This window comes from Haladaptatus sp. DYSN1 (assembly GCF_029489995.1).
GTDB lineage: Archaea > Halobacteriota > Halobacteria > Halobacteriales > Halococcaceae > QDMS2.
The window spans coordinates 1,138,561-1,161,025 of record NZ_CP120470.1 but is presented as its reverse complement, the minus strand read 5'-3'; the positions used below and the strand labels follow the sequence as shown (position 1 = coordinate 1,161,025).

Below are 22,465 nucleotides of genomic sequence, written 5' to 3'. Positions count from 1 at the left end.
AACGACGCATGCGGCAGTTCACCATCCGGCTTACACCGAGCACGCCGGGCTTTCACAGCGTCGACGGAGCCATCGCCGAGTGTCGGGCGGTGACCCGCGAATCGTTCTTGCACCTCAACCTGCTCAACGACGGAACGGGCGTCGCACTCTATCGGTTGCGAGGGGACGCAGACGCGCTGAAGGCGGTACTCGCCGACAGCGAAGCGGTGCTCTCCTTCGACGTGTTCGACGCGACTCGCGAGCAGTTCCACGCGCACGTCCACTTCGAACCGGACGACCCGGCGACGGCACTGCTCACCCTCGCCGACGAGCACAAACTCATCATCGACACGCCGCTCGAATTCACCGGCGAGGGGGGCCTCAAACTGACGCTCGCCGGCGCACAGGACCGAATTCGACGAGCCTTCGCCGGCCTGCCCGAGAGCGTGACCGTCTGGCTCGAACGGACGGGGGAGTACGACCCGGACCGAGAAGCGTTGCGGGCCGCCCTCACCAGTCGCCAGCGAGAAGTTCTGGACGTAGCACTCGACCTCGGCTACTACGAGAACCCGCGAGCCGCGACCCACGCCGATATCGCCGCTGAATTCGACTGCGCCGCCGGGACGGTGGGCGAGCACCTGCGGAAGGCCGAGGGCGCGGTGTTGTCGGAACTCAGGCGGTAAGCGCCGCCGCTTTCGGCCTTCGACAGGCTAAAGCGGACACCTCAAGATTTCATCTGTATGGAGTTCCACGACGCCGCGAACTTTCTTTTCGACCTGCGGCGGTTCACCCCACGGGCCGGGACCGAGGCGACCCGCGACCTGCTCGACCACCTCGGCAGTCCCGACGAGGACGTCGCCTTCGTGCAAGTCGCGGGGTCGAACGGCAAGGGAAGCACCGTCCGGATGGTCGAATCCACGCTCAGAGAGGCCGGACTGAACGTCGGCCTCTACACCTCGCCACACTTAGAAGACGTTCGCGAACGAGTCCGCGTCAACGGCCGGATGATTTCGAAGCGGGGCCTCGTCCGATTCGTCGAGGAGGCAAAGCCGTATCTCACCGAGGCGGCGGCGCGCGGCGAGTCACCCACCTTCTTCGAGACGCTCACCGCACTCGCCATCTGGGAGTTTGCCCGACAGGACGTGGACGTGGCCGTCCTCGAAGTTGGCATCGGCGGGAAGTACGACGCGACGAGCGCCGTCGACCCAATCGCCAGCGCGGTTACGAACGTCTCGCTCGAACACACCCAGTACCTCGGTGACACCGTCGAAGAAATCGCCACGGACAAGGCCCACGTCGCGAGCGGCGTGAACCCCCTCGTCACCGCCGCGACGGGGTCGGCTCTCGACGCGGTCCGCGCACAGGCCGGCGACGTGGTGACCGTGGGAACCGACGGCGCGGACGTGACGGTCACCTACGAGGGACGCGACGGCCTCGAAGGCCGCATCTCCCTCGCCGGCCCCGACTGGAACGTCGATGCGCGACTACCCATGGTCGGCGCACACCAGGCGACCAACGCGGGCGTGGCCGCCGTGCTCGCTCGACAGGTCGCAGACGTAGAAGAGAGGACGCTCGCCCGCGGGCTGCGCAAGGCGTTCTGGCCGGGCCGATTCGAAATCATGAGCCAGGAACCGCTCACCGTCCTCGACGGGGCGCACAACCCCGGCGCATGCGAAGTCGTCGCCGACGTGCTCGCGGAGTTCGAGTACGAGAACCTCCACCTCGTCTTCGGCGCGATGAGCGACAAGGACCACCAGGGCATGGTCGATGCGCTGCCGACGCCCGATTCCGTGGTCACCTGCCAGCCCGACATGGACCGCGCCGAGGACAGAGCCGTGCTCGCGAGCATCTTCGAGGAGCGCGGCGTCTCGGACGTCGAACGACGAAGCGCGGTCGAGAGCGCCGTGGAACTCGCGCTCTCGAAAGCTGGCCCCGAAGACTGCGTCCTGATGACCGGGTCGCTGTTCGTCGTTGCTGAGGCGCGCCGGCGCTGGACGCGGGTCGAGATTCCAAAGCGAATCGTTGACTTAGACGCCGCCCGCGACACGCTCGCCGGCGCACACGTCACCGCCCCCGGCGTCTGGCGGATGCGCGGGAAGGGCGTCCACCGCGTGCTCAAGACTCGCGTCCAGAAGCGCCAGGCGCAGTACCTGAAAGAGGAGCTGCTCTCACTCGGCGGCGAGTGTGCCCTCTCGGGGCTGAACGACCAGGACGAGGAGACGTTCGACGTGGTGTTGATGGGGACGCTCGCCCAGTTCAAGCGCCTCGCCGACAAACTGGACGGCCAGCCCTACGGGCTCTCGCACTTCGCAGACGACATCCGCGAGGCGCTCTCGATTCAGACCCAGCCCGAATCACTCGGCTACCCGTGGGAGGACCACCCCGTCGTCATGGGGATTCTGAACGTCACCCCCGACAGCTTCCACGACGGCGGCCGCTACGAGGCCGTCGACGACGCCGTCTCGCGGGCGAAGGAGATGCTCGCGGACGGCGCAGAAATCATCGACGTCGGCGGCGAGAGCACGCGCCCCGGCGCGGAGGAAGTGAGCATCGAAGACGAGATTGCACGGGTCGTTCCCGTCATCGAACAACTTGCCGACCTCGATTGCCTCATCTCCATCGACACGCGCAAAGCCGCCGTGGCGCGGGCAGCACTGGATGCGGGTGCCCATATTATTAACGACGTGACTGGCCTCGGCGACCCGGAGATGCGCTTCGTCGCCGCCGAGTACGACGCGCCCGTGGTCGTCATGCACAGCTTAGATGCGCCCGTCGTCCCAGAACACACCGTCGAGTACGACGACGTGGTCGAGGACGTCATCGAGGAACTCAAAGAGCGCGTCCTGCTCGCGGAGAAGGCGGGTTTGGACCGCCGGAAGATAATCGTCGACCCCGGCCTCGGATTCGGCAAATCGCCCGCCGAAAACTTCGAGATTCTCGGCCGGGCCGGCGAGTTCCACGCCCTCGGCTGTCCCGTCCTCATCGGTCACTCACACAAGTCGATGTTCGGCCTCATCGGCCAAGAAAAGGGCGACCGACTGGCCGCAACCGTCGCGGGGACGACGCTCGCCGTCGAACGCGGTGCCGACATCGTTCGCGTCCACGACGTAAAAGAGAACGTGGCGGCAGTCCGCGCCGCGTTGGCCGCACGCGACCCGGCACGATTCGACTGACGCCTCCAGAACTTCGGATTTTTTATCACAATTATTCGGACAAAATCTTTCTCCGTCTAGAACTCGCTTCAAATGGTATGAGCATCATCGTCGAGTTTCGCGTTCCATCAGATGCGTTTTCGCTCGGGAACGCGTTCGTCCAGCACCCGGAGACGCATGTCGAACTGGAACGAATCGTTCCCCTCGGGGAGACGCCAGTTCCGTACGTCTGGGTTTCAGGGGTGGAACCAGACGCGTTCGAGGATGCGGTCAAAGGGGCGTCAGCGGTCGACGCGCCGATTTTGCTCGACCACATCGGCGATAAACGCCTCTATCGCATCTCGTGGGAGGTCCCGCCCGACGACTTGCTGGAGGGGTTGGTTCGAGCGAGTGGCACGCTCCTCGAAGCGAGCGGCGGCGAAGAGTGGTTCTTCAGGGTTCGGTTCCCCGAACACAACACCGCCACCACGTTTCACTCGTTCTGTGAGGCCCACGAGATTCCGGTCGAGATTGTCCGCGTCGTCTCTCCCACGGCCGGAGACGCGAAGGAGGGTCGATACGACCTCACGAACGAGCAGTGGGAGGCCCTCGTGCTTGCGGTCGAAGAAGGCTATTTCGAGAGTCCGCGCGCGGCGTCGCTCGACGCGCTCAGTGCCGAACTCGGCATCTCCTCGCAGGCGGTCTCAAAGCGCCTGCGACCGGCGGTCCGGAAAGTCGTCCAAGCGGCGGTTGGGTCCTTCGACGACGACGGAGAGGAAGCGGACGCTTCATAAATACGTTTCCCGAACAACCGAATGAAATAACTCCGCGAGTATGAAAAGTGACGGTACCTGCGTGCACACACGTTGGGGGGTGTACGCGCGTAGGTCGCGCCGAGGGGCGATAGAAACGGGGGCGGGTAAAAATGGAACTTGCATTCCGGGGAACGCACCACCGCCGCCCCTCGCGTGCCATACGCTTTTCAGAACAGTCCGTACGTCCCGCGGACGTCGCGGTAGCAATCGAGATACCGCTCTAGCATCGTCTCCTGACTGTATGTGAAAAATCGGTCGTCGGTCGTGCGGTGGTCCAGTCGGCCGGCTTTCTCGATGGCGCTCGCGATTTCGGGCGGCGAGGTCGCCCGAAAGCCGCGTTCGAGTCCCTCGACGAGTTCGTGGGCCGCCGAGTTCGCGTGGTACTCGACGACGCCGACGCAGCCGCAGGCGAGCCCCCAGAGCAATTCCGTGGCGAAGGGCGTTCGCTTCGCGGTGTGGGCGAACACGTGGGCTCCCTTGTAGTAGGCGACGCGTTCTGCGGGCGGGAGTTCGCCCGTGAACGTCACGCGGTCTGCGATTCGTAAGTCCGCGGCCTGTTCCTTCGCGCTCGCACGCGCCGGACCGTCGCCGATGACGACGGCGTGCCAGTCACGGTCGCGCAGTTCCGCGAGCGCGAGTAGCAGACTCTCGACGTTCGCGTTCCCGTCCATCTGCCGGCAGGTGACGATGTCCACGTCCGAGTGTGGCTCGGTCTCAGCCGTGAGTTCCACGTCGATTCCCTCCGGAATGATTTCGACGGCCTCCTCTGCCGCGCCGGCTTCGCGAACCCAGGTGCTCACCATCCGCGAGGGCGTGACCACGGTGGTGGGTGCACGGGTCGTGTATCGTTCGCCCCACGACGTGGGCGGGTCCTCGTCGCCGTACCACTCGACGACGAGCGGCCGGCGGCCGAAGAGAGAGAAGAACCGGGCGGCAGCGACCTGCGACGGCGGGTCGGGGGTGGCGTGGACGACGTCCGGCGAGAACGAACGCAAGGCGAAGGGAAGGCGACTCGCAAACGAAAGCGGGCCAGGAGTGTCAGTGAGGGCGTGGTAGGTGACGTCCGCGCGGTCGAAGACGGAGACGGTCTCTCCCTCCCACCACTGGGCACAAAAGACGGCAACCTCGTGGTCGGCCGCGGCGAGTCCCTCTGCGACTCGGCGAACTCGCCAATTCCCCGGAGTGTCTCGCCTGTCTGCCCCAGAAAGCGAGACGAACGCGACGCGCATACACCTCGGGACGAAATCAATTGATAAAAAACCACCCGGAAGGACCCCGACTTCCTCGTGACAGTCACGCGACCCGAACGGCTTTCTCCCAGCCGTCGTATGTTGACCTATGACGTACGAAGTCGAGCGGTATCTCAATATTCGCAGTGCCGGGTCGGCCTCCTTTGGCCCCCACGGCGAACTCGCCTTCCTGATGGACACGACCGGCGTTTCGCAGGTCTGGTCGCTCCACGAACCCGGCCACTGGCCCGAACAGCGCACGTTCTACGACGAGCGAATCACCTTCGCCTCGTGGTCACCCGAGAATCCCGAACTCGTCTTCGGGATGGACGAGGGCGGCAACGAGCGCGAGCAACTGTTTCGCCTCGACAGCGACGGGACGATTACCAACCTCACCGCGACCCCGGACGCGAAACACTGGTGGGGCGGCTGGAGCCACGACGGCGAGCGATTCGCCTTCTCGTCGAATCGCCGCGAAGGGAGCGTCTTCGACATCTACGTACAGGACAGAGACGACATGGGCGACGAGGCACGACTCGTCTACGAGGGCGACGGCTGGCTCACGGTCGGCGGCTGGAGCCCCGACGACTCACGACTCCTCGTGTCGAAAGCCCACTCCAGTTTCGACCAGGACGTGTACGTCCTCGACATCGAATCGGGCGACTTAGAACACGTCACGCCCCACGAGGGGGACATCCGCTATGGGAGCATCCAGTGGGGTCCGGACGGCGAGAGTCTCTATCTCGTGACTGACGAGGACGCGGATCTGCTCTGGCTTGGCCGCCTCGACCTCGCGACCCACGACATCGAACCGGTGGTCGTCGACGACGAGTGGAACGTCTCGGGAGCCGCCATCGACGAGGAGACGGGCCGCATCGTCTACGCCCGGAACGTCGAGGGCTACACCGACCTCACCGTCGGCGACCTTGTCGCCGCGACGGAAATCGAATCGTACCCGGACCCCGACCTCCCGCGCGGCGTCCAGGGCGGCATCAGCTACAACGACGACGCGACCCAGTTCGCGATTACCGTCACCGGGAGCGCAGAGAACGCGAACGTCTACGTCGTGGACGTAGAGACCGGGGAGTCGACGCGGTGGACGAACGCCGCCACCGCCGGGATTCCGAAGGACACCTTCCGCGAACCGGAAGTGGTCCGCTACGAATCGTTCGATGGTCTCGACATTCCCGCCTTTTTCACCCTCCCAGCTGACGCCCGCGACGGGGAGACGCCGGTTCTCGTGGACATCCACGGCGGGCCGGAGAGCCAGCGACGGCCCTCCTTCAGCCCCGTCAAGCAGTACTTCCTGAATCGCGGCTACGCGATGTTCGAACCGAACGTCCGCGGGTCGACCGGCTACGGGAAGTCCTACACCCGCCTCGACGACGTCGAAAAGCGCATGGACTCGGTGGCAGACATCAAAGCCGCAGTCGAGTGGCTCCACGACCATCCGAAAGTAGACCCCTCGCGCATCGCGGTGATGGGCGGGTCATACGGCGGGTTCATGACGCTCGCCGCGCTCACCGAGTACCCGGACCTCTGGGCGGCCGGCATCGACATCGTCGGCATCGCGAACTTCGTCACGTTCCTCAAGAACACGGGCGACTGGCGACGCGCCCTCCGCGAAGCCGAGTACGGGTCACTCGAAACAGACCGCGAGTTCCTAGAGCGCATCAGCCCCATCAACAACATCGACGCCATCGAAGCGCCGCTGCTCGTCCTCCACGGGAAAAACGACCCGCGCGTCCCCGTCGGCGAGGCAGAGCAAATCGCCGCGGAAGCGGAAACCCACGTCCCGGTGGAGAAACTCATCTTCGACGACGAGGGCCACGGCTTCTCGAAGCTCGAAAACCGCGTCACCGCCTACACCACGGTGGTATCATTCCTCGAAAAGTACGTCTGACTGGTCACCACCCCTGTAAAACGGACGAGGACAGTCATCACCCCACATAAGTCCCGTTTCAGAGAGATTCGAACGACGAGGGGAGGAAAGTACCAGACTCGGACACGTTCGAATCCGTACCCGCGTTATTGTTGCCGTACAGGTCAGTTTCGAGTACATTTGGGATTGTAGAAGACTTATTACGTCTGGTTGTTTTGAACCGGCTATGGCTGTCTCAGATCGCTCCCGCGAGGACGTCGCGGAGCTTCTTTCTGCACTCTCCGGCCGGTATGGGTCGGTCGCGGTAGATCAGACGACGACCGCCCTACCGCCTGCGGCCTACGAAGAGGCGCGAAAGCGGTTCGCAGACGGAAAAGTCGCCTGTGCAGGCGTCTGGATCGAAGACGACGAGGGCCGGGTGCTGCTCGTAAACGACGACGACCGAACCAACCGCTGGGCGGAACCGGGTGGAGCCATCGAGGCCGACGAATCCCTCGAAGCGGGCGCGGCGCGGTGGGTCGAACAGACAACAGGCTATCGATGCCGCATCGACGACGTCAAACGCGTCTCCATCGTCGGCATCGGTGACGAACGCAACGTCGACCGACCGCCCGTGTATCAACTTCAAGTCCTCTTTTCTGGTGCGCTCTCCGGTGACAAACTCGAACTCGGTGAGCGAGTCGCAGGAGTAGAATGGTGGCAGGACCCGCCTGCGACCATCGCCGACGCGCTTCCCGCTTAGATGACGCCTGTCACGGTCGCAACTTCTATCGCCGCGTCCTCACTGACGCCGTCACCGAGAATCGTATAGCGGTCGCGGATTTCGTGGGCCGTCGTCAACGCTTCGATTACTGTTTCTGCGTCGATACCGAGTCCCTTCGCTGTCGTGGGCGCACCCAACTTGTCGAGGGCGTCGCGGATGTTCTGCCACTGACCCTGTTCACCCGAGTGGAGATACTCGATGAGAATCGACCCGACGCCCACCTGGTGGCCGTGGAGTGCCGCACCCGGCGCGAGGCGGTCTAGCTGGTGGGAAAAAAGGTGTTCCGCGCCGCTGGCCGGCCGAGAGGACCCGGCGATGGACATCGCCACGCCGGAGGAGACGAGCGCCTTCACCACCACCCACGAGGACTCCTCTAAGCCGGGTTTGATGGCGTCGATGCGCTCGACGAGCAATTCGGCGGTCATCTGGGAGAGCGCCCCCGCGTACTCTGAATATTCGACGTTCTTCAGCCGGTGGGCGAGTTGCCAGTCTTTGACCGCGGTGTAGTTACTGATGATGTCCGCACATCCGGCGGTGGTGAGTTCCCACGGCGCGTCGGCGAGCAGTTCCGTGTCAGCGACGACGGCCAGCGGTGGGTCCGCGGCCACGCTGTGACGGGTGTCACCCTCGGGAACCGACCCGCGCCCGCTCACGATGCCGTCGTGGCTGGCGGCGGTCGGGACGGAGATGAATCCGCGGTCGATGCGGTCTGCGGCCATCTTCGCGATGTCGATGGCTTTGCCGCCGCCGACGCCGACGAGGAATCCGGCGTCCACCGCTTTGGCCTGGTCGATAACACGCTTGACCTCCGCGAAGGTCGCCTGCTCTACGACCACGACCTCCGGGGAAAAGCCTGCATCCTCGAACTGCTCGATGATTCGGTCGGCCGCAATCTTCCGCGGCGTCGGACTCGTCACGAGAACCGGCGTGCCGCGAAGATGGAGTTCGGAGACCGCCTCGACCGTCTGGTCGAGCACCCCGTGGCCCACCAGGACGTTTCGCGGCAGGCGAATCCACGACGACTTGGTAAACATACCAACACATGAACCGCCCGCCGTGATACCGTTTACTCTCCGTGCACTGTCGTTTGGACGGATTTGTCAATACTGGTTTACCGCTCACTCGGCTTACTACGGACGCTGGCCGTGACCAGCGACGTTCCCCCACACCCTCAGTTTTCCATTCAGATGGTGTCGAGTACCGAGAGCACCCGCTCTTCAGCGTCGCGGCCGGGGTCCCACTCGCTGCCGTTGCGGTCGCTGTCGCGGTGGTCGTCGACCGACCGCTGCATCGCCTCGCGAAGCGGCGTCGATTCCCAGCCAAGGCGAGCGAGTTTGTCCGTCGCGAGCACGTGCGGGTAGCCTCGCCAGAGCACGAAGTCCTCGGGAGCGAGGTCGGCGATAGACAGCTCGCGCTCGCCCGCGTGGACGACCTCTACGTCGGTATCGAGACAGTCGGCGATGCGGTGGACCATCTCCTCTAAGGTCACGAGGCGCTGGTCGCCGACGTTGTAGGCTTCACCGGGGTCGCCCTCCTCCGCGATGATGCGCATGGCGCTCGCCACGTCCTCGACGTAGGCACGATGCCAGAGGTTCGTCCCGTCGCCGGGGACGACGACACGGTCGTAGTTGCGAACCCGGTCTATCCAGTAGTCGAGGCGCTCCGTGTAGTCGTCCGGGCCGTAGACGATGCACGGGCGGATGCTCATGGCGTTCACGCCGCGCTCTGCGGCCGCGAAGATGGCGCGGTCGCCTTCGGCTTTGCGCGGGCCGTAGGACTCGTCAGTGTCGGCTGTGGCCTGCTCGTTCGTACACTCACACAGCCGCGTGACGCCCTCGCGCTTTGGAATCTCCTCGTCGCCGTAGGCGCTGCCACTGGAGATGTAGACGTAGGCATCTACGTCCTCGAAGATGCGCGTCGCGGTGCGTACCTCGCGGGGTTTGTAGGCGACGCAGTCGAAGACGACGTCCGGGTCTGCCTCGCGGGCCGCAGCCACGAGTTCGGCGTCGTTCGTTCGGTCACCCTGGATGTGCGTGACCGCCTCACCGAAGGGATTCTCGTGGTTCCCCCGGTTGAAGATAGTCACGTCGTAGTCGTTGTCGAGGAGGTCGCGTACTGCCCATTTGCCGATGAACCGGGTGCCGCCGATGACGAGCGCAGTGTCCATGGCAGGTGCTGGGTGGCGGGTGCGCAAAGTACTGGCGAAGGCGGTCGGTTTCGAGCGGTGCCACAGGGGCACTGGTCCCGCATTCGGATAAAAAGGTACGCCCTCTGTTCAGTCGTCAGAGAGCGCGAAACCGTTTCCCGCCGGGGCCTCTGTAAACTCCGTGGCCGACTGTGGGAGTTCCGTGCGCACGTCCTCCGTGTCGCGCTCGCCGATGACCTCGGCGTAGGCGTCCGGCATCACCTTCACGAAGCTCGTGAGCGCGGCGTCCCAGTTTTCGAGCAGGCGCTTCGCCCGCTCGCTGCCAGTGTAGGCCGCGTGATTCTCGACCAGACGCTTTAGCATGCGGCGGTCGCGCTCTGCGAGGTCGCGTTCCAGACTGACCATGCCTGTGTTCGCTTTTCCGGCGAGCGTATCGTTCTCGTCGAAGACGTAGGCCACGCCACCGGACATCCCGGCGGCGAAGTTCTTGCCCGTCTCGCCGAGGACGACGGCGACCCCACCAGTCATGTATTCACAGCCATGGTCACCGACGCCTTCGACGACGGCTTTCACGCCGGAGTTACGCACGCAGAACCGCTCGCCGGCGATGCCGTTGATGTAGGCTTCACCCTCGGTCGCGCCGTAGAAGGCAACGTTACCGATGAGGACGTTTTCGTCCGCGGCGTAGGACGCCGTTGGGGGTGTCTGGACGGCGATTTTGCCGCCCGAGAGCCCCTTGCCGACGTAGTCGTTGGCGATGCCCGTCAGGTGCATCGTGACGCCCGAAGCGAGGAACGCGCCAAAGGACTGGCCCGCTGTCCCCTCGAAGTCGATGGCGATGGTGTCGTCCGCGAGGCCGTCGCCGCCGAATTTCGTCGAAATGCGGTTCGAGAGCATCGCGCCGACCGCACGGTCGACGTTCGTAATGCCACTCTCGATGGCGACCGGTTCGCGGCGCTGTAAGGCGGGCATCGCCTGCTCGATGAGCGCGTGGTCGAGTTGCGAATCGAGGTCGTGGTTCTGTTCTTCGGTCTTCGTCCGCGCCTCGCCCGCGAGCGGCGCGAGCACCGCAGAGAGGTCAACCTTCTTCGCTTTCTCCTGGCTCACGTCGGTGCGTTGTTCGAGCGCCTCTACGCGGCCGACCATCTCCTCGACCGTGCGGAAGCCGAGGTCGGCCATGATTTCGCGCAGTTCCTCCGCGATGAACGTCATGTAATTGATGACGTGCTGTGGTTCGCCGGGGAACCGCCGGCGCAGGTTCTCGTCCTGCGTGGCGACGCCGACCGGACAGGTGTTTTTGTGACACTGACGGGCCATCACACAGCCGGAAGTGACGAGACTCGCCGTTCCGAAGACGTACTCCTCTGCGCCGAGCAGGGCGGCGACGGCCACGTCGCGGCCCGTCTTCAGCCCGCCGTCTGCGGTCACGCGGATACGCGAGCGCAGGCCGGTCTGACAGAGCATCTGGTTCGCTTCCGCGAGGCCGAGTTCCCACGGCAGGCCCGCGTTCTTGATGGACGTGCGCGGACTCGCACCCGTCCCACCGGAGTGGCCGCTGATGTGGACCACGTCGGCGTTGGCCTTCGCGACACCCGCTGCAATCGTGCCGATGCCAGCCTCGGAGACGAGTTTGACGTTGATGTCTGCGTTCTCGTTTGCGACTTTGAGGTCGTGGATGAGCTGTTTCAGGTCCTCGATGCTGTAGATGTCGTGGAGCGGCGGCGGCGAGATGAGGCCGACCCCCGGCGTCGCGTACCGGACGTGGGCGATCATGTCGTTTACCTTCTGGCCGGGGAGGTGGCCGCCCTCGCCGGGCTTCGACCCCTGGGCCATCTTGATTTGCAGTTCGTCGGCCGAGGAGAGGTAGTGGCTCGTGACGCCGAAGCGCCCCGAGGCGACTTGCTTTACGTTACACTCCTTTTCGGTGCCGAAGCGTTCTGGGGGTTCGCCACCCTCGCCCGTGTTCGACTTCGCGCCGAGGCGGTTCATCGCGATGGAGTTGTTCTCGTGGGCTTCGGGTGAGAGCGACCCGAGACTCATCGCGGCCGTCGAGAAGCGTTTCACGATGGACTCGATCGATTCGACTTCCTCGATGGGTATCGAGTCGCGGCTGTCGTCGAATTCGAGCAGGCCCCGCAGCGTCTGGAGTTGCTCGTTCTGGTCGTTCATCTGCGCCGCGAACTCCTTGTACCGCGAGTAATCGCCGCTGCGCACCGATTGCTGGAGCGTGCCGACCGACTGTGGGTTCCAGCCGTGGAAGATGCCACTGGAGCGGTGTTCGTACTCTCCGACCCGCTTCAGGTTGGCGTCCTCAGCGAAGGCCGTCGCGTGGCGTTCGAGCAGGTCGCCTTCGATTTCCTCGATGCCGATGCCCTCCGTGCGGTTCTCGGTCCCCTCGAAGTACTCGGCGACGAAGTCGGAGTCGAGGCCGACCGCTTCGAAAATCTGCGCACCCTGGTAGCTCTCGACTGTCGAGATGCCCATCTTCGCCATGATTTTGAGCAGGCCGTCTTCGAGCGCGCCGACGTAGGCGTCAACGGCGGCGACGGGGTCTGCGCCGTCCGGGCCGGCGACGAGGTCCGCGATGGTCTCGAAGGCGAGGTACGGGTTGATGGCGTCCGCACCGTAGCCGACGAGCGTCGCCATGTGGTGGACCTCGCGCGGGTCGCCCGATTCGATGACGAGGCCACAGTGGTTGCGAAGACCGTTGCGCACGAGGTGGTGGTGGACCGCACCCGTGAGCAGGAGGCTCGGAATCGGGGCGCGGTCCGGGCCAGCGTCGCGGTCGGAGAGGACGACGATGTCGTGTGCTGCGGCCGCTTTCGTCGCCCCTTCGCGGATGGCTTCGACGCCGGCTTCGAGTCCCTCGTCGGGGTCGTACGTCGCGTCGAGCGTGGTTACAGAGAGGGTGTTCAGTCCGCGAATCGAGTCGAGTTCCTCGGTGCGGAAGATGGGCGAGTCACAGACGAGCTGGTTCGCGTGTTCGGGCGATTCGGCGAGCAGGTTGCGCTGGTGACCGAGTCGCGTTTCGAGCGACGTGACCAGTTCCTCCCGGATGTAGTCGAGCGGCGGGTTCGTCACCTGGGCGAACAGTTGCTTGAAGTAGCTAAACAGCGGCCGGTTGTAATCAGAGAGCACCGACAGCGGCGTGTCGTCGCCCATCGACCCGACCGGGTCCTTGCCCTTGCGAGCCATCGGTTCGAGCAGGTTGTCGAGTTCGTCGTAGGTGTAGCCAAATAGCGCCTGCCGGTTGCGAAGGTTCTCGGGAACCGTCGCGTCCGCGTCGGCGACGTTGAGGTCCGTGAGTCTGACCTGCTGGTCTGCGACCCACTGGCCGTATTTCGGGTCCACGAGGTCCGCGAACACGTCGTCGTCCGGGACGACGCGCCCCTGTTCGGGGTCGGCGAGGAACAGTTGCCCGGGCTGGAGGCGACCGCGTTCCTCGATGTTCGCCGGGTCGGTTTCGAGAGCGCCGACTTCGGAGGCCATGATGAGCCGACCATCGCTCGTGATGTCGTAGCGACACGGGCGCAGGCCGTTGCGGTCAAGCACCGCGCCCACGCGGTCGCCGTCGGTCGCGGCGACGAGCGCCGGACCGTCCCACGGTTCCATGAGCGAGGCGTGAAAGTCGTACCAGTCGCGGCGGTCGTCTGCGATGTCGACGTTTCTCCACGCCTCGGGGATGAGCATGCGAAGCGCGTGTGGCAGCGATTTCCCCTCCGCGAGTAGCAAGTCGAGGACGTTGTCGACGGAGGCGGTGTCGCTCTGATTTTCGTCCGCGATGATCGGCCGAATGTCGTCTAAGTCGTCGCCGAGCACGTCGCTCGCCAGGTCAGTCTCCCGGGCGCGCATCCAGTTGATGTTCCCCCGGATGGTGTTGATTTCGCCGTTGTGAATCATCCGGCGGTACGGGTGGGCGAGGTGCCACGCACCGAGCGTGTTCGTGGAGAACCGCGCGTGGACGAGCACGAAGTTAGAAGCGACCCGGTCGTCGGTGAGGTCCGGGAAGTAGCCCGCGAGCTGGTCTGCCTTGAGCAGACCCTTGTAGACGAGCGTCTTCCGGTCGAGCGAGCAGAGGTAGAAGCGGTCGCTGTTTTCGATATCGGCGGCTTCGACGGCCTTCTCGACGGTTCGGTGGGCAACGTAAAGTCGGCGGTCGAAGGCGGTCACGTCTACGTCGGCGGCGGGTTTGACGAACACCTGCGCGATGTGCGGTTCGGCGTCGAGTGCAGTCTGGCCGAGCGCCGCGTTGTCGGTTGGAACGTCGCGCCAGGCGAGCACGTCGAGGTGCTGGTCTGCGAGTGCGTCTTCGACGACGGCTGTCACAGCGTCGCGTGCGTCGTCGTTCTGGGGGAGAAAGAGGGAGCCGACGGCGTAGGTTCGTGGCGCGCCGAGGTCGGCGTCAATCTCGGCGGCGAAGAAGTCGTGGGGAATCTGGAGCATGATGCCAGCGCCGTCGCCAGTGTCTTCCTCCGCGCCAGTGGTGCCGCGATGTTCGAGGTTTACGAGCAGTTCGACGCCATCGGCCACGACGGAGTGGGAGACGCCGCCGTCTAAGTCCATGACGACGCCGACGCCACAGTTTGCCCGGGCGTCCATCGGGTCCGCGAGACCCCGGACAGGGGACTCACGGCTGTCAGGTGAAAGGTTAGCCATGTGCCAAACGTCCGCATTCACCAATAAGAGGTTACCCCTGAAGGACTAAGGGACTGTTTAACTCACTTAATTGCATATATATGCCACTATATTTTCAGGATTCGTCATACGCGAGCGTCGTCTCAGGGGCGGAAAATCAAAATCTTCGACAGAAAATCTGCGTATTTAGTAGGATTTGGCAAAGTATGCCGTCTCGTGGGCATCTTCGCCGCAGATAGCGCAGGTGTCGCCGATAGGTTCCTCGTCGCGGTCTAGCGGGACCATGACGATTTCCGCGGCAATGGTGTCCTTGATTTCCGTCTCGCAGGACTCCTCACCGCACCACGGCGTCTTCACGTAGCCGCCGTGTTGGCCAATCGTCCCGAGGATTTCGTTTCGGTTGTCCGCCTCGCGGACGTTCTCGTAGAGGCGTTCTTCTGCGGCCGCGTAGAGTTTGTCGTAGATGGTGTCGAGGTGCGACTGGACGGTCGCCGCGAGGTTCTCGTCGTTGTCCTCGGTGACGTTCTCGCCGTCGGGGCGGTGGACGAGCGTGACCTCCTCGTCTTCGACCTCGTAGCCGCCGACTTCGATGCGCAGTGGGACGCCCTTGAGTTCCCATTCGTTGTACTTGAAGCCGGGATTGCGCTCGTCGCGGTCGTCAAGTTCGACGCGGATGCCACCGGCGTCCAGCTCGTCTCTAATGTCTTCTGCGTAATCGAGCACCTCCTCGCGGTTGTCCTCGTTCCAGATGGGGACGATGACGACCTGTTCCTGGGCGATTGTCGGCGGCACGATGAGGCCCTGGTCGTCGGAGTGCGTCATGATGAGCGCACCGACCGCGCGCCAGGAGAGGCCCCACGACGTGGTGTGGGCGACCTGCTCGACTTCGTCTACGTCGGTGTAGGTGAGGTCGAACGCTTCGGCGAAACTCTGCCCGAGATAGTGGCTCGTCGCGCCCTGAACCGACTTGCCGTCGGGCATGAGCGCCTCCGTCGTCGTGGTCGTGTGCGCGCCGGGGAACTTGTCGTGTTCCGGTTTCCGTCCTTTGAGGACGGGGATGGCGAGAACGTCGGTGTAGAGCTTTTCGTACTGGTCGAGGCGGGTCATCGTCTCGTCCCAGGCCTCGGCCTGGCTCTCGTGGGCGGTGTGACCCTCCTGCCAGAGGAATTCTTTGGTCCGGAAGAACGGCTTCGTGTCCGTCGCCTCCCAGCGCACGACCGAACACCACTGGTTCAGTCGAAGGGGCAGGTCACGGTGACTGCGCACCCATTTTGCCATGTACGGGGCGATGATGGACTCGCTCGTCGGGCGAACGGCGAGGCGCTCTTCGAGTTCGTTGTGCCCGCCGTGGGTCACCCACGCGACTTCCGGGTCGAACCCCTCGACGATGTCCTTCTCGCGTTCGAGGTAGCTTTCCGGGATGAAGAGCGGGAAGTAGGCGTTCTGTGCGCCGGTTTCTTTGAACCACCCGTCCAGGTTTTCCTGAATCCCCTCCCAGAGGGCGTAGCCGCGGGGCTTCGTGACGATGAAGCCGCCCATCGGCGCGTAGTCAGCCAGATTCGCCTTCTGGACGACCTCGGCGTACCACTCGCCGGGGTTGTGTTCTTTGCTCTCTGTGACACCGAGTTCCTGCTCTCCGCTCATTGATAGAGCAGTGACGGAGGCCGGTATTAAACCCGGTGTTGTTCGGTTCTCGGCGACGAGGAGGCGTCAGTCGGTCACGGAGAATGGACTCTCTCCTTCGGTCCACGACCACCCCGGCAGGCGGGTCTGGAACCCTGCGGCGAGGGCGGCGTCGAGGTCGTCCGCGCCCGCGACGCCCGACGTGTGCGTGTGTACGTCCGCGAAGTGAAACGTGGCCTGTCCGAGCAGGTGGAACGGCTGGTTCCCCGCAATCATCGCGGCGAGTTCGCGCCCGAGCAGTTCGTCCACGACGAAGCCGGGGTAGTCGCCCTCGCAATCTAGGTCCCGGAGGATGGCGACGATGCCCGCGACGTTCACGGCAAGTGTGCCGTCTGCGAACACCTCGTCTACGGCGTTTCGATAGGCGGCTTCGGTTATCGGTTCGACCGTCACGTCGAACTGCGCGCCCAGTTTCTCGCGGACGCTGTTTACGAGCGGGACGACGACTGAGGCACGGTTTTTGACCCAATCGCGCTCTTCACGGACGGCGTCGGGGGTGAGTCGCATGGCTGAACATGGCGGCCGATTGGCTACAATTTTGCGAAGGCTTTTATAACAAAGAAGTGTTACCGAGAATTACGTGCGGGTTTTCCGGACTCTTCCCGCAATCCGGCTTCACAGGTCCGGATCGCACTGCTCGATTCAGTAACGAAATCGATTCACACAGTACCTGTTATGCTACACAGTTTACGTACTGAAAATGCCACTTTCGGTCACGTCGGCGACGAGGTGACACGGTGAGCGACCGGATTCCGGGCCGACGGCTCCGGGCACGGACCAGAGCAGGGCAGAGCGGAAGACCCACCACCCAAATTGCAGCCAATTTTGACCTATGAGTACTGTAGAACGGCAACTTGAGGATTTGAAAGAAACGATTACGAGCGAACTGCCGAGCAACATCACCGTCTCCGACGTCAAGTACGAGGGGCCGGAGCTCGTCATTTACACACGCGACCCAAAGGAGTTCGCCCAGAACGGCGACCTGATTCGGACGCTCGCCAGCAAGCTCCGCAAACGCATCACGGTCCGACCGGACCCCGACGTGCTCACCGCGCCAGAGACGGCGCGCGAGCAGATTCTCTCAGTCATCCCCGAGGAAGCGGGCGTCACCGACCTCGATTTCCACATCGACACTGGCGAGGTCGTCATCGAAGCAGCGAAACCTGGGATGGTCATCGGCCGCCACGGTTCGACGCTCCGCGAAATCACGCAGAAGGTGGGCTGGACGCCGGAAGTCGTCCGCACCCCACCAATCGAGTCCTCCACGGTCTCGAACGTGCGTAATTTCCTGAAGCAGGAACGCGAAGAACGCCGCGACATCTTAGAGCGCATCGGACGCCAGATTCACCGCCGCGAGATGTCCAAAGAGGACTGGGTTCGCATCACGACCCTCGGGTGCTGTCGCGAAGTTGGTCGCGCAAGCTTCCTCCTTTCGACGCCCGAAACCCGCATCCTCATCGACTGTGGTGACAAACCGGGTGCAGAAGACGAGGTGCCCTACCTCCACGTCCCCGAGGTCACGCCGCTCAACTCCATCGACGCGGTCGTGCTGACTCACGCTCACTTGGACCACTCCGCCCTGCTGCCGCTGCTGTTCAAGTACGGCTACGACGGGCCAGTCTACACGACTGAACCGACCCGCGACCTGATGGGCCTGCTCCAGCTCGACTACCTCGACGTGGCCGCGAAAGAAGGCCGGACGCCGCCGTACGAGTCCGAGATGGTGCGCGAGACCATCAAGCACACAATCCCGCTCGAATTCGGCGACGTGACGGACATCGCGCCGGACATCAAACTCACGCTCCACAACTCCGGGCACATCCTCGGAAGCGCCATCGCCCACTTCCACATCGGCGACGGCCTCTACAACGTGGCGTTCTCCGGCGACATCCACTACAAGGACACGCGCCTGTTCAACGGCGCGGTCAACGAGTTCCCGCGCGTCGAGACGCTCGTCCTCGAATCGACCTACGGCGGGCGCAACGACTACCAGACTGACCAGGCGGACTCGGAGGCGCGCCTCATCGAAATCATCAACGAGACCCACGAGAAGGGCGGGAAGGTGCTGATTCCGGCGTTCGCCGTCGGTCGCTCCCAGGAAATCATGCTCGTGCTGGAAGAGGCCATGCGCGAGGGCAAGATTCCGAGGATGCCCGTCCACCTAGACGGGATGATCTGGGAGGCGACGGCGATTCACACGACCTACCCAGAGTACCTCCGCGACGACCTGCGCGACCGCATCTTCCACGAGAACGAGAACCCGTTCCTCGCCCCCGAGTTCAACCACATCGACGGCGGCGAGGAGGAGCGCCAGGACGTCACCGACGGCGGTCCGGCTATCATCCTCTCGACCTCCGGGATGGTCACTGGCGGCCCCATCATGTCCTGGCTCGAACACCTCGGTGGCGACGAGCGCACGACGCTCGTCTTCGTCGGCTACCAGGCACAGGGGACGCTCGGGCGACGCATCCAGAACGGCTGGGACGAGATTCCAATCAACGACGGTGCCGGTCGCTCGAACACGCTCAAGCTCAACATGAACGTGGAGACGGTCGACGGCTTCTCCGGCCACGCAGACCGAAAGGGTCTGATGGACTTCGTGCGCACCATGAACCCACGGCCCGAGAAGGTGCTCTGTGTCCACGGGGACGAGTCCTCGACGCAGGACCTCTCGTCTGCGCTCTACCACGAGTTCAACATGCGCACCTTCGCGCCGAAGAACCTCGAGACGTTCCGCTTCCTCTAACCACCGCGCCGTTCTACCATCACGTGGTCGCGGTAGGTGACCACCGTCTCCTCGTGCTGATTTTTCACGACGGTATCGTAGTCTACGTCACCGCGACGGTCGTCACGCGGGCGCTTTTCGACCAGTTCGACCGACACGGAGAGTGCATCGCCCGGACGGACGGGCCGACGCCACCGCAACTCGTCTACCCCCCACCCGCCAGCGAAGGCCAGGTTCGAGAACACGTCGGCGACGATGGGGCGGAACGTCGCCGCGCAGGTGTGCCACCCGCTCGCGACGAGCCCAGCGAAGGGGCCCTCACGCGCCGCGTCCGGGTCAGTGTGAAACGGCTGGGGGTCGTACTGTTCTGCGAAGGCGACGATGTCCGCCTCGGTGAATTGGACTGGACCCACGTCGTGAGTCTCCCCGACGGAAAGGTCCTCGAAGTAGCGCAGCGGCATGCCAGACGATTGGGTCGTGATACCAAAGCTCTCGGGGAAGCCGAAGCCGTTACGTTCTCCGGTACGTAGTGGCGACACGAACCAATGTCCCTCACGCGACGACAACTCCTCGTGGCCAGTGGCGCTGTCGGAACCGCGGCCCTCGCCGGCTGTCTCGGCGGCGGTGGCGGCGGCTACGAACTCGAACCGCGAAGCGACGCAGCCCTCGACTCGCCTGCGGCAAACGCCCCGCTCCCCGAATCGCCGGGCGACCACACCTACGCGACGATGGGGTCGGCCGACGCGCCGAAAATCACCTACTTCGGGAACTGGAAGTGTCCAGCCTGCAAGCTGTTTTCGACCGACGACTCGCGGGCGCTCGGGCTCTCGACAATCGTGACCGACTACGTCGAACCCGGCGATCTGGCACTCGAATTTCGCGCCCTCTCCTACGGGAGCAACGGGAGTCCGTTCCTCGGCGAAGACGCCCCGCGCGCCGCCCAGGCCGGACTCGCGGTGTGGAACGTAGACCCCGAACACTACTGGCCGTTCCACGAGTACGTGTTCGCGAACCAGCCGCCGGAAGACAAGCAGTGGGCGACCACCGAGAACCTCAAAATTCTCGCAGAGGAGGCGGGCGTCAACTCCATCGACGAGTTCGAATCACAACTCGACTCCGGCCAGTACGAGGACGCCGTGAAGGCAACCACAGACGCGGCCAATCAGGCTAGCGTGAGCGGAACGCCGACGCTCGTCATCGACGGGACGGGCTACTCGCCGTTCGAAAAGGAACGAACCCGTTCGGCCATCGAATCGCTCGTCAATGGCGGCAACTGAACTGAGGGCGAAACACCTGCTCGCCGCGGCGACAGCCGTCGCCACCGTCGCCACGGTCGGCAGTCTCTACTTGAGCCTCGGCCTCGGCCTCGTTCCCTGTGAATTGTGCTGGTACCAGCGCATCCTGATGTACCCGCTCGTCGTGATTCTCGGTGTGGCAACGCTCGAATCTCGCGTCGAGGTGTTCAAGATGGTGCTCCCGCTCTCGGTGCTTGGCCTTGGAATCGCCGCGTACCACTCCTACATCCAACTCGTCCCGACAGCAGCGGTGACGAGTTGTAGCTTCGACGCCGGCGGGTCGAGTTGCAGCGCGGTGCTGTTCAAAGTCGCCGGCCTCACCGTCCCGAACCTCTCGCTCATCGCCTTCGTTCTCATCACGGGCCTCGTCGTGGCCGCACTCCGGCGCTGAGTCGAAGCGCCTACGGTTGCCTCGGGCTTTTTCTCGCCCATGAGCAACAATCTCGCCGTCGTCTTCGCGCTCGTCGCGATGGTCTCGTGGGGCGTGTGGGCCGTCTTCGCCGACATGGCGACACGCTCGCTCGAACCCGAGGTGGCCATGATTATCTCCTACATCGTCGGCATCGTCATCGCCCTCGGCTACGTTCTCGCGCTCGGAAAAGACCTGAGCGTCGGCGGGCCGGGCCTCACCTTCGCCATCGCTGCGGGCGTCTTTTCGGGCATCGCCGCCGTCGCCTTCTACGCCGGGTTGAGTGCGGGGCGAACTGGCATCGTGACCACCGTGAGTGCGCTGTACTTCGTCGTCGCCGCCATCATCGCGGTCCTCGTCCTTGGTGATTCAATGGACCTCTCTGACATCGTCGGCGTCGGCTTTGCCATCCTTGCCGTCGTAATGCTGGCGCGGTAGCCCACCGCTCGACGGTTTCAGCCCAGCCACTCGACCAGCAACTCGGTTCGACGATACGACGACCTGACTGTCCGAGAATTCGGTAATTCACGTCTAAAACGCTCGTCCTGAAAATAATTATCCCCACTCCCGTCGATTTCTCAACTGACGTAAGCTGTACGTACGTCACAGAGGGGAAAATCATGCCAAAGTTTGCGGTGCTGGCAAAGCGGACTGAGAAAGGGCGGACGATTACGCCCGACGAGAACAAAGAACGGCGGCGTATCGGGACCGAGATGATACACGACGTGGGTGGTGAAATCGATACGCTCTACTACGGAACTGGCCCGTACCACTTCGTCCTGATCGTCGACTTGCCGGACGCGGCCGCCCTCGCGAAACTCCAGATTGCCTACGAGTCGCTCGGCCTCATGGAGATAGAGGGCTACGAGGTTTTCGACCCGGCACACTGGGACGAGATTCTCGAAGGTGCCCCGTCGAAGTCGATGTAGGAGACCGGGCAGTCACGACACGCTTTTTTCGCGATGGCTATTCGATGGCCGCAGACGGGTCGACGACCTCACCACGTTCCGGATAGACACCGACCTGGTCACAGAGGTCCGCCATCGGACAGGCGTCCGGGTCGTCCAGACACGCCGGTTTTCGTGCTGAACAGTACTCCCGGCCGAACTGGATGCTCGCGGTGTGCCCGAAGCCACACTTTTCCGGGGGAACGTCGCGTTCGAGGACGGCTCTGACTTCCTCGTGGTCTGCGTCAGCAGGCGCAATTCCAAGCCGCCGGTAGATGCGATGGACGTGCGTATCGACGGGGAACACTCCGGTCCGTCCGCCTGCGAACAGGAGGACGCAATCGGCCGTCTTCGGGCCGACACCGCGAATGTCGAGCAGGTCGTCGCGGACGGTTGCTGGCGCTTCTCCCTTCACGAAGTCGTCGAATTCTGCTGCACTCCCGTACTCGTCTACGATTCGTTCTGCGGCCTCGATGATGACCGTCGCCTTCTGATTGTAGAGACCTGCAGACTGGATTGTCTCCGCCAGTTCGTCGTGTGCTGCGTCGGCGAGCGAAACGGCGAGGTCCTCACCCCCGTACCGGTCTACGAAGCGCGTCGTGGGCTGGTTGGCTCGCCACGTCGCTCGTGTTCTGGCTGATAATGGTGCGGACGAGGCAGGTGAAGGCGTCCTGCCCGCCGTACTGTTTTTGCCAGTACAGGTCGCCGAGTCGGTCGACGACGGCCTCTGCGCGGGTGGCTGGTTCGCCACTGGCGAAGCGGGCCGCGGTTCCGCCACCGTCCGCGCCGCCGCTGATGTTCGCTGCGGGTTCCTCAGGCATACGAG

At 63.9% G+C, this 22,465-nt stretch carries 17 protein-coding genes and 1 pseudogene; 10 read left to right on the top strand and 8 right to left on the bottom strand.

Annotation, left to right across the window (positions count from 1 at the left end; genetic code table 11):
- Nucleotides 1-8 precede the first annotated feature (8 nt).
- The 3 genes from P0648_RS06210 (at nucleotide 9) to P0648_RS06200 (ending at nucleotide 3,904) form a co-directional block, all read left to right on the top strand.
- A complete protein-coding gene (locus P0648_RS06210; protein ID WP_277505660.1) occupies nucleotides 9-662 on the top strand; it encodes a helix-turn-helix domain-containing protein in 654 nt (217 codons plus the stop codon).
- A gap of 57 nt (nucleotides 663-719) precedes the next feature.
- The gene (gene folP / locus P0648_RS06205) at nucleotides 720-3,152 is read left to right on the top strand and encodes a dihydropteroate synthase (protein ID WP_277505659.1); all 2,433 of its coding nucleotides are present in this window, start codon (nucleotides 720-722) and stop codon (nucleotides 3,150-3,152) included.
- A 77-nt stretch (nucleotides 3,153-3,229) separates the two neighbouring features.
- On the top strand, nucleotides 3,230-3,904 hold the full coding sequence (locus P0648_RS06200) for a helix-turn-helix domain-containing protein (RefSeq protein ID WP_277505657.1): 675 nt from the start codon (nucleotides 3,230-3,232) through the stop codon (nucleotides 3,902-3,904).
- A 188-nt stretch (nucleotides 3,905-4,092) separates the two neighbouring features.
- Here P0648_RS06200 and P0648_RS06195 read toward each other — a convergent pair whose 3' ends face one another.
- Entirely contained in the window at nucleotides 4,093-5,154 is a 1,062-nt protein-coding gene (locus P0648_RS06195; protein ID WP_276248138.1) for a glycosyltransferase family 4 protein, read from the bottom strand.
- Between the two features lie 109 nt (nucleotides 5,155-5,263).
- Here P0648_RS06195 and P0648_RS06190 point away from each other — a divergent pair, with 109 nt between their 5' ends.
- Both P0648_RS06190 and P0648_RS06185 read left to right on the top strand, forming a co-directional pair.
- A complete protein-coding gene (locus P0648_RS06190) occupies nucleotides 5,264-7,057 on the top strand; it encodes a S9 family peptidase (RefSeq protein WP_276248139.1) in 1,794 nt (597 codons plus the stop codon).
- 205 nt (nucleotides 7,058-7,262) lie between these two features.
- Complete coding sequence (locus tag P0648_RS06185; RefSeq protein WP_276248140.1) at nucleotides 7,263-7,778, top strand: NUDIX hydrolase; 516 nt, start codon at nucleotides 7,263-7,265, stop codon at nucleotides 7,776-7,778.
- Here the strand turns inward: P0648_RS06185 and P0648_RS06180 are convergent.
- From P0648_RS06180 to P0648_RS06160, 5 genes are all read right to left on the bottom strand, one after another.
- Complete coding sequence (locus tag P0648_RS06180; protein WP_277505653.1) at nucleotides 7,775-8,833, bottom strand: NAD(P)-dependent glycerol-1-phosphate dehydrogenase; 1,059 nt, start codon at nucleotides 8,831-8,833, stop codon at nucleotides 7,775-7,777. The genes P0648_RS06185 and P0648_RS06180 overlap by 4 nt on opposite strands.
- A 149-nt stretch (nucleotides 8,834-8,982) precedes the next feature.
- Nucleotides 8,983-9,966, bottom strand: coding sequence for an NAD-dependent epimerase/dehydratase family protein (locus P0648_RS06175; RefSeq protein WP_277505650.1), 984 nt, complete (start codon nucleotides 9,964-9,966; stop codon nucleotides 8,983-8,985).
- Nucleotides 9,967-10,074: 108 nt separating this feature from the next.
- Nucleotides 10,075-14,601, bottom strand: a complete 4,527-nt coding sequence (gltB, locus tag P0648_RS06170) for a glutamate synthase large subunit (RefSeq protein ID WP_276248143.1) — start codon at nucleotides 14,599-14,601, stop codon at nucleotides 10,075-10,077.
- 165 nt (nucleotides 14,602-14,766) lie between these two features.
- Complete coding sequence (gene proS / locus P0648_RS06165; protein WP_276248144.1) at nucleotides 14,767-16,224, bottom strand: proline--tRNA ligase; 1,458 nt, start codon at nucleotides 16,222-16,224, stop codon at nucleotides 14,767-14,769.
- Between the two features lie 66 nt (nucleotides 16,225-16,290).
- Nucleotides 16,291-16,770, bottom strand: a complete 480-nt coding sequence (locus P0648_RS06160) for a hypothetical protein (protein WP_277505649.1) — start codon at nucleotides 16,768-16,770, stop codon at nucleotides 16,291-16,293.
- 325 nt (nucleotides 16,771-17,095) lie between these two features.
- On the opposite strand from P0648_RS06160, the gene P0648_RS06155 reads away from it, so the two are divergent.
- On the top strand, nucleotides 17,096-19,009 hold the full coding sequence (locus P0648_RS06155) for a beta-CASP ribonuclease aCPSF1 (RefSeq protein WP_276248146.1): 1,914 nt from the start codon (nucleotides 17,096-17,098) through the stop codon (nucleotides 19,007-19,009).
- Here the strand turns inward: P0648_RS06155 and P0648_RS06150 are convergent.
- Nucleotides 19,006-19,527: a MaoC family dehydratase gene (locus tag P0648_RS06150; RefSeq protein WP_277505643.1), complete on the bottom strand. Its 522-nt coding sequence runs from the start codon at nucleotides 19,525-19,527 to the stop codon at nucleotides 19,006-19,008. The genes P0648_RS06155 and P0648_RS06150 overlap by 4 nt on opposite strands.
- A 6-nt stretch (nucleotides 19,528-19,533) precedes the next feature.
- Between P0648_RS06150 and P0648_RS06145 the strand changes: the two genes are divergently transcribed.
- The 4 genes from P0648_RS06145 (at nucleotide 19,534) to P0648_RS06130 (ending at nucleotide 21,621) form a co-directional block, all read left to right on the top strand.
- Nucleotides 19,534-20,265 carry a DsbA family protein gene (locus P0648_RS06145; RefSeq protein WP_277505642.1) on the top strand — a complete coding sequence of 244 codons (732 nt, stop codon included), beginning with the start codon at nucleotides 19,534-19,536 and terminating at the stop codon, nucleotides 20,263-20,265.
- On the top strand, nucleotides 20,252-20,674 hold the full coding sequence (locus tag P0648_RS06140; protein ID WP_276248149.1) for a disulfide bond formation protein B: 423 nt from the start codon (nucleotides 20,252-20,254) through the stop codon (nucleotides 20,672-20,674). Before P0648_RS06145 ends, P0648_RS06140 begins: the two co-directional genes overlap by 14 nt.
- A 39-nt stretch (nucleotides 20,675-20,713) precedes the next feature.
- Nucleotides 20,714-21,130 carry an EamA family transporter gene (locus tag P0648_RS06135; RefSeq protein WP_276248150.1) on the top strand — a complete coding sequence of 139 codons (417 nt, stop codon included), beginning with the start codon at nucleotides 20,714-20,716 and terminating at the stop codon, nucleotides 21,128-21,130.
- A 182-nt stretch (nucleotides 21,131-21,312) separates the two neighbouring features.
- Nucleotides 21,313-21,621, top strand: a complete 309-nt coding sequence (locus P0648_RS06130) for a GYD domain-containing protein (protein WP_276248151.1) — start codon at nucleotides 21,313-21,315, stop codon at nucleotides 21,619-21,621.
- A 37-nt stretch (nucleotides 21,622-21,658) separates the two neighbouring features.
- Here the strand turns inward: P0648_RS06130 and nth are convergent.
- Nucleotides 21,659-22,460, bottom strand: a pseudogene (gene nth, locus P0648_RS06125) (endonuclease III).
- Between the last annotated feature and the right edge of the window lie 5 nt (nucleotides 22,461-22,465).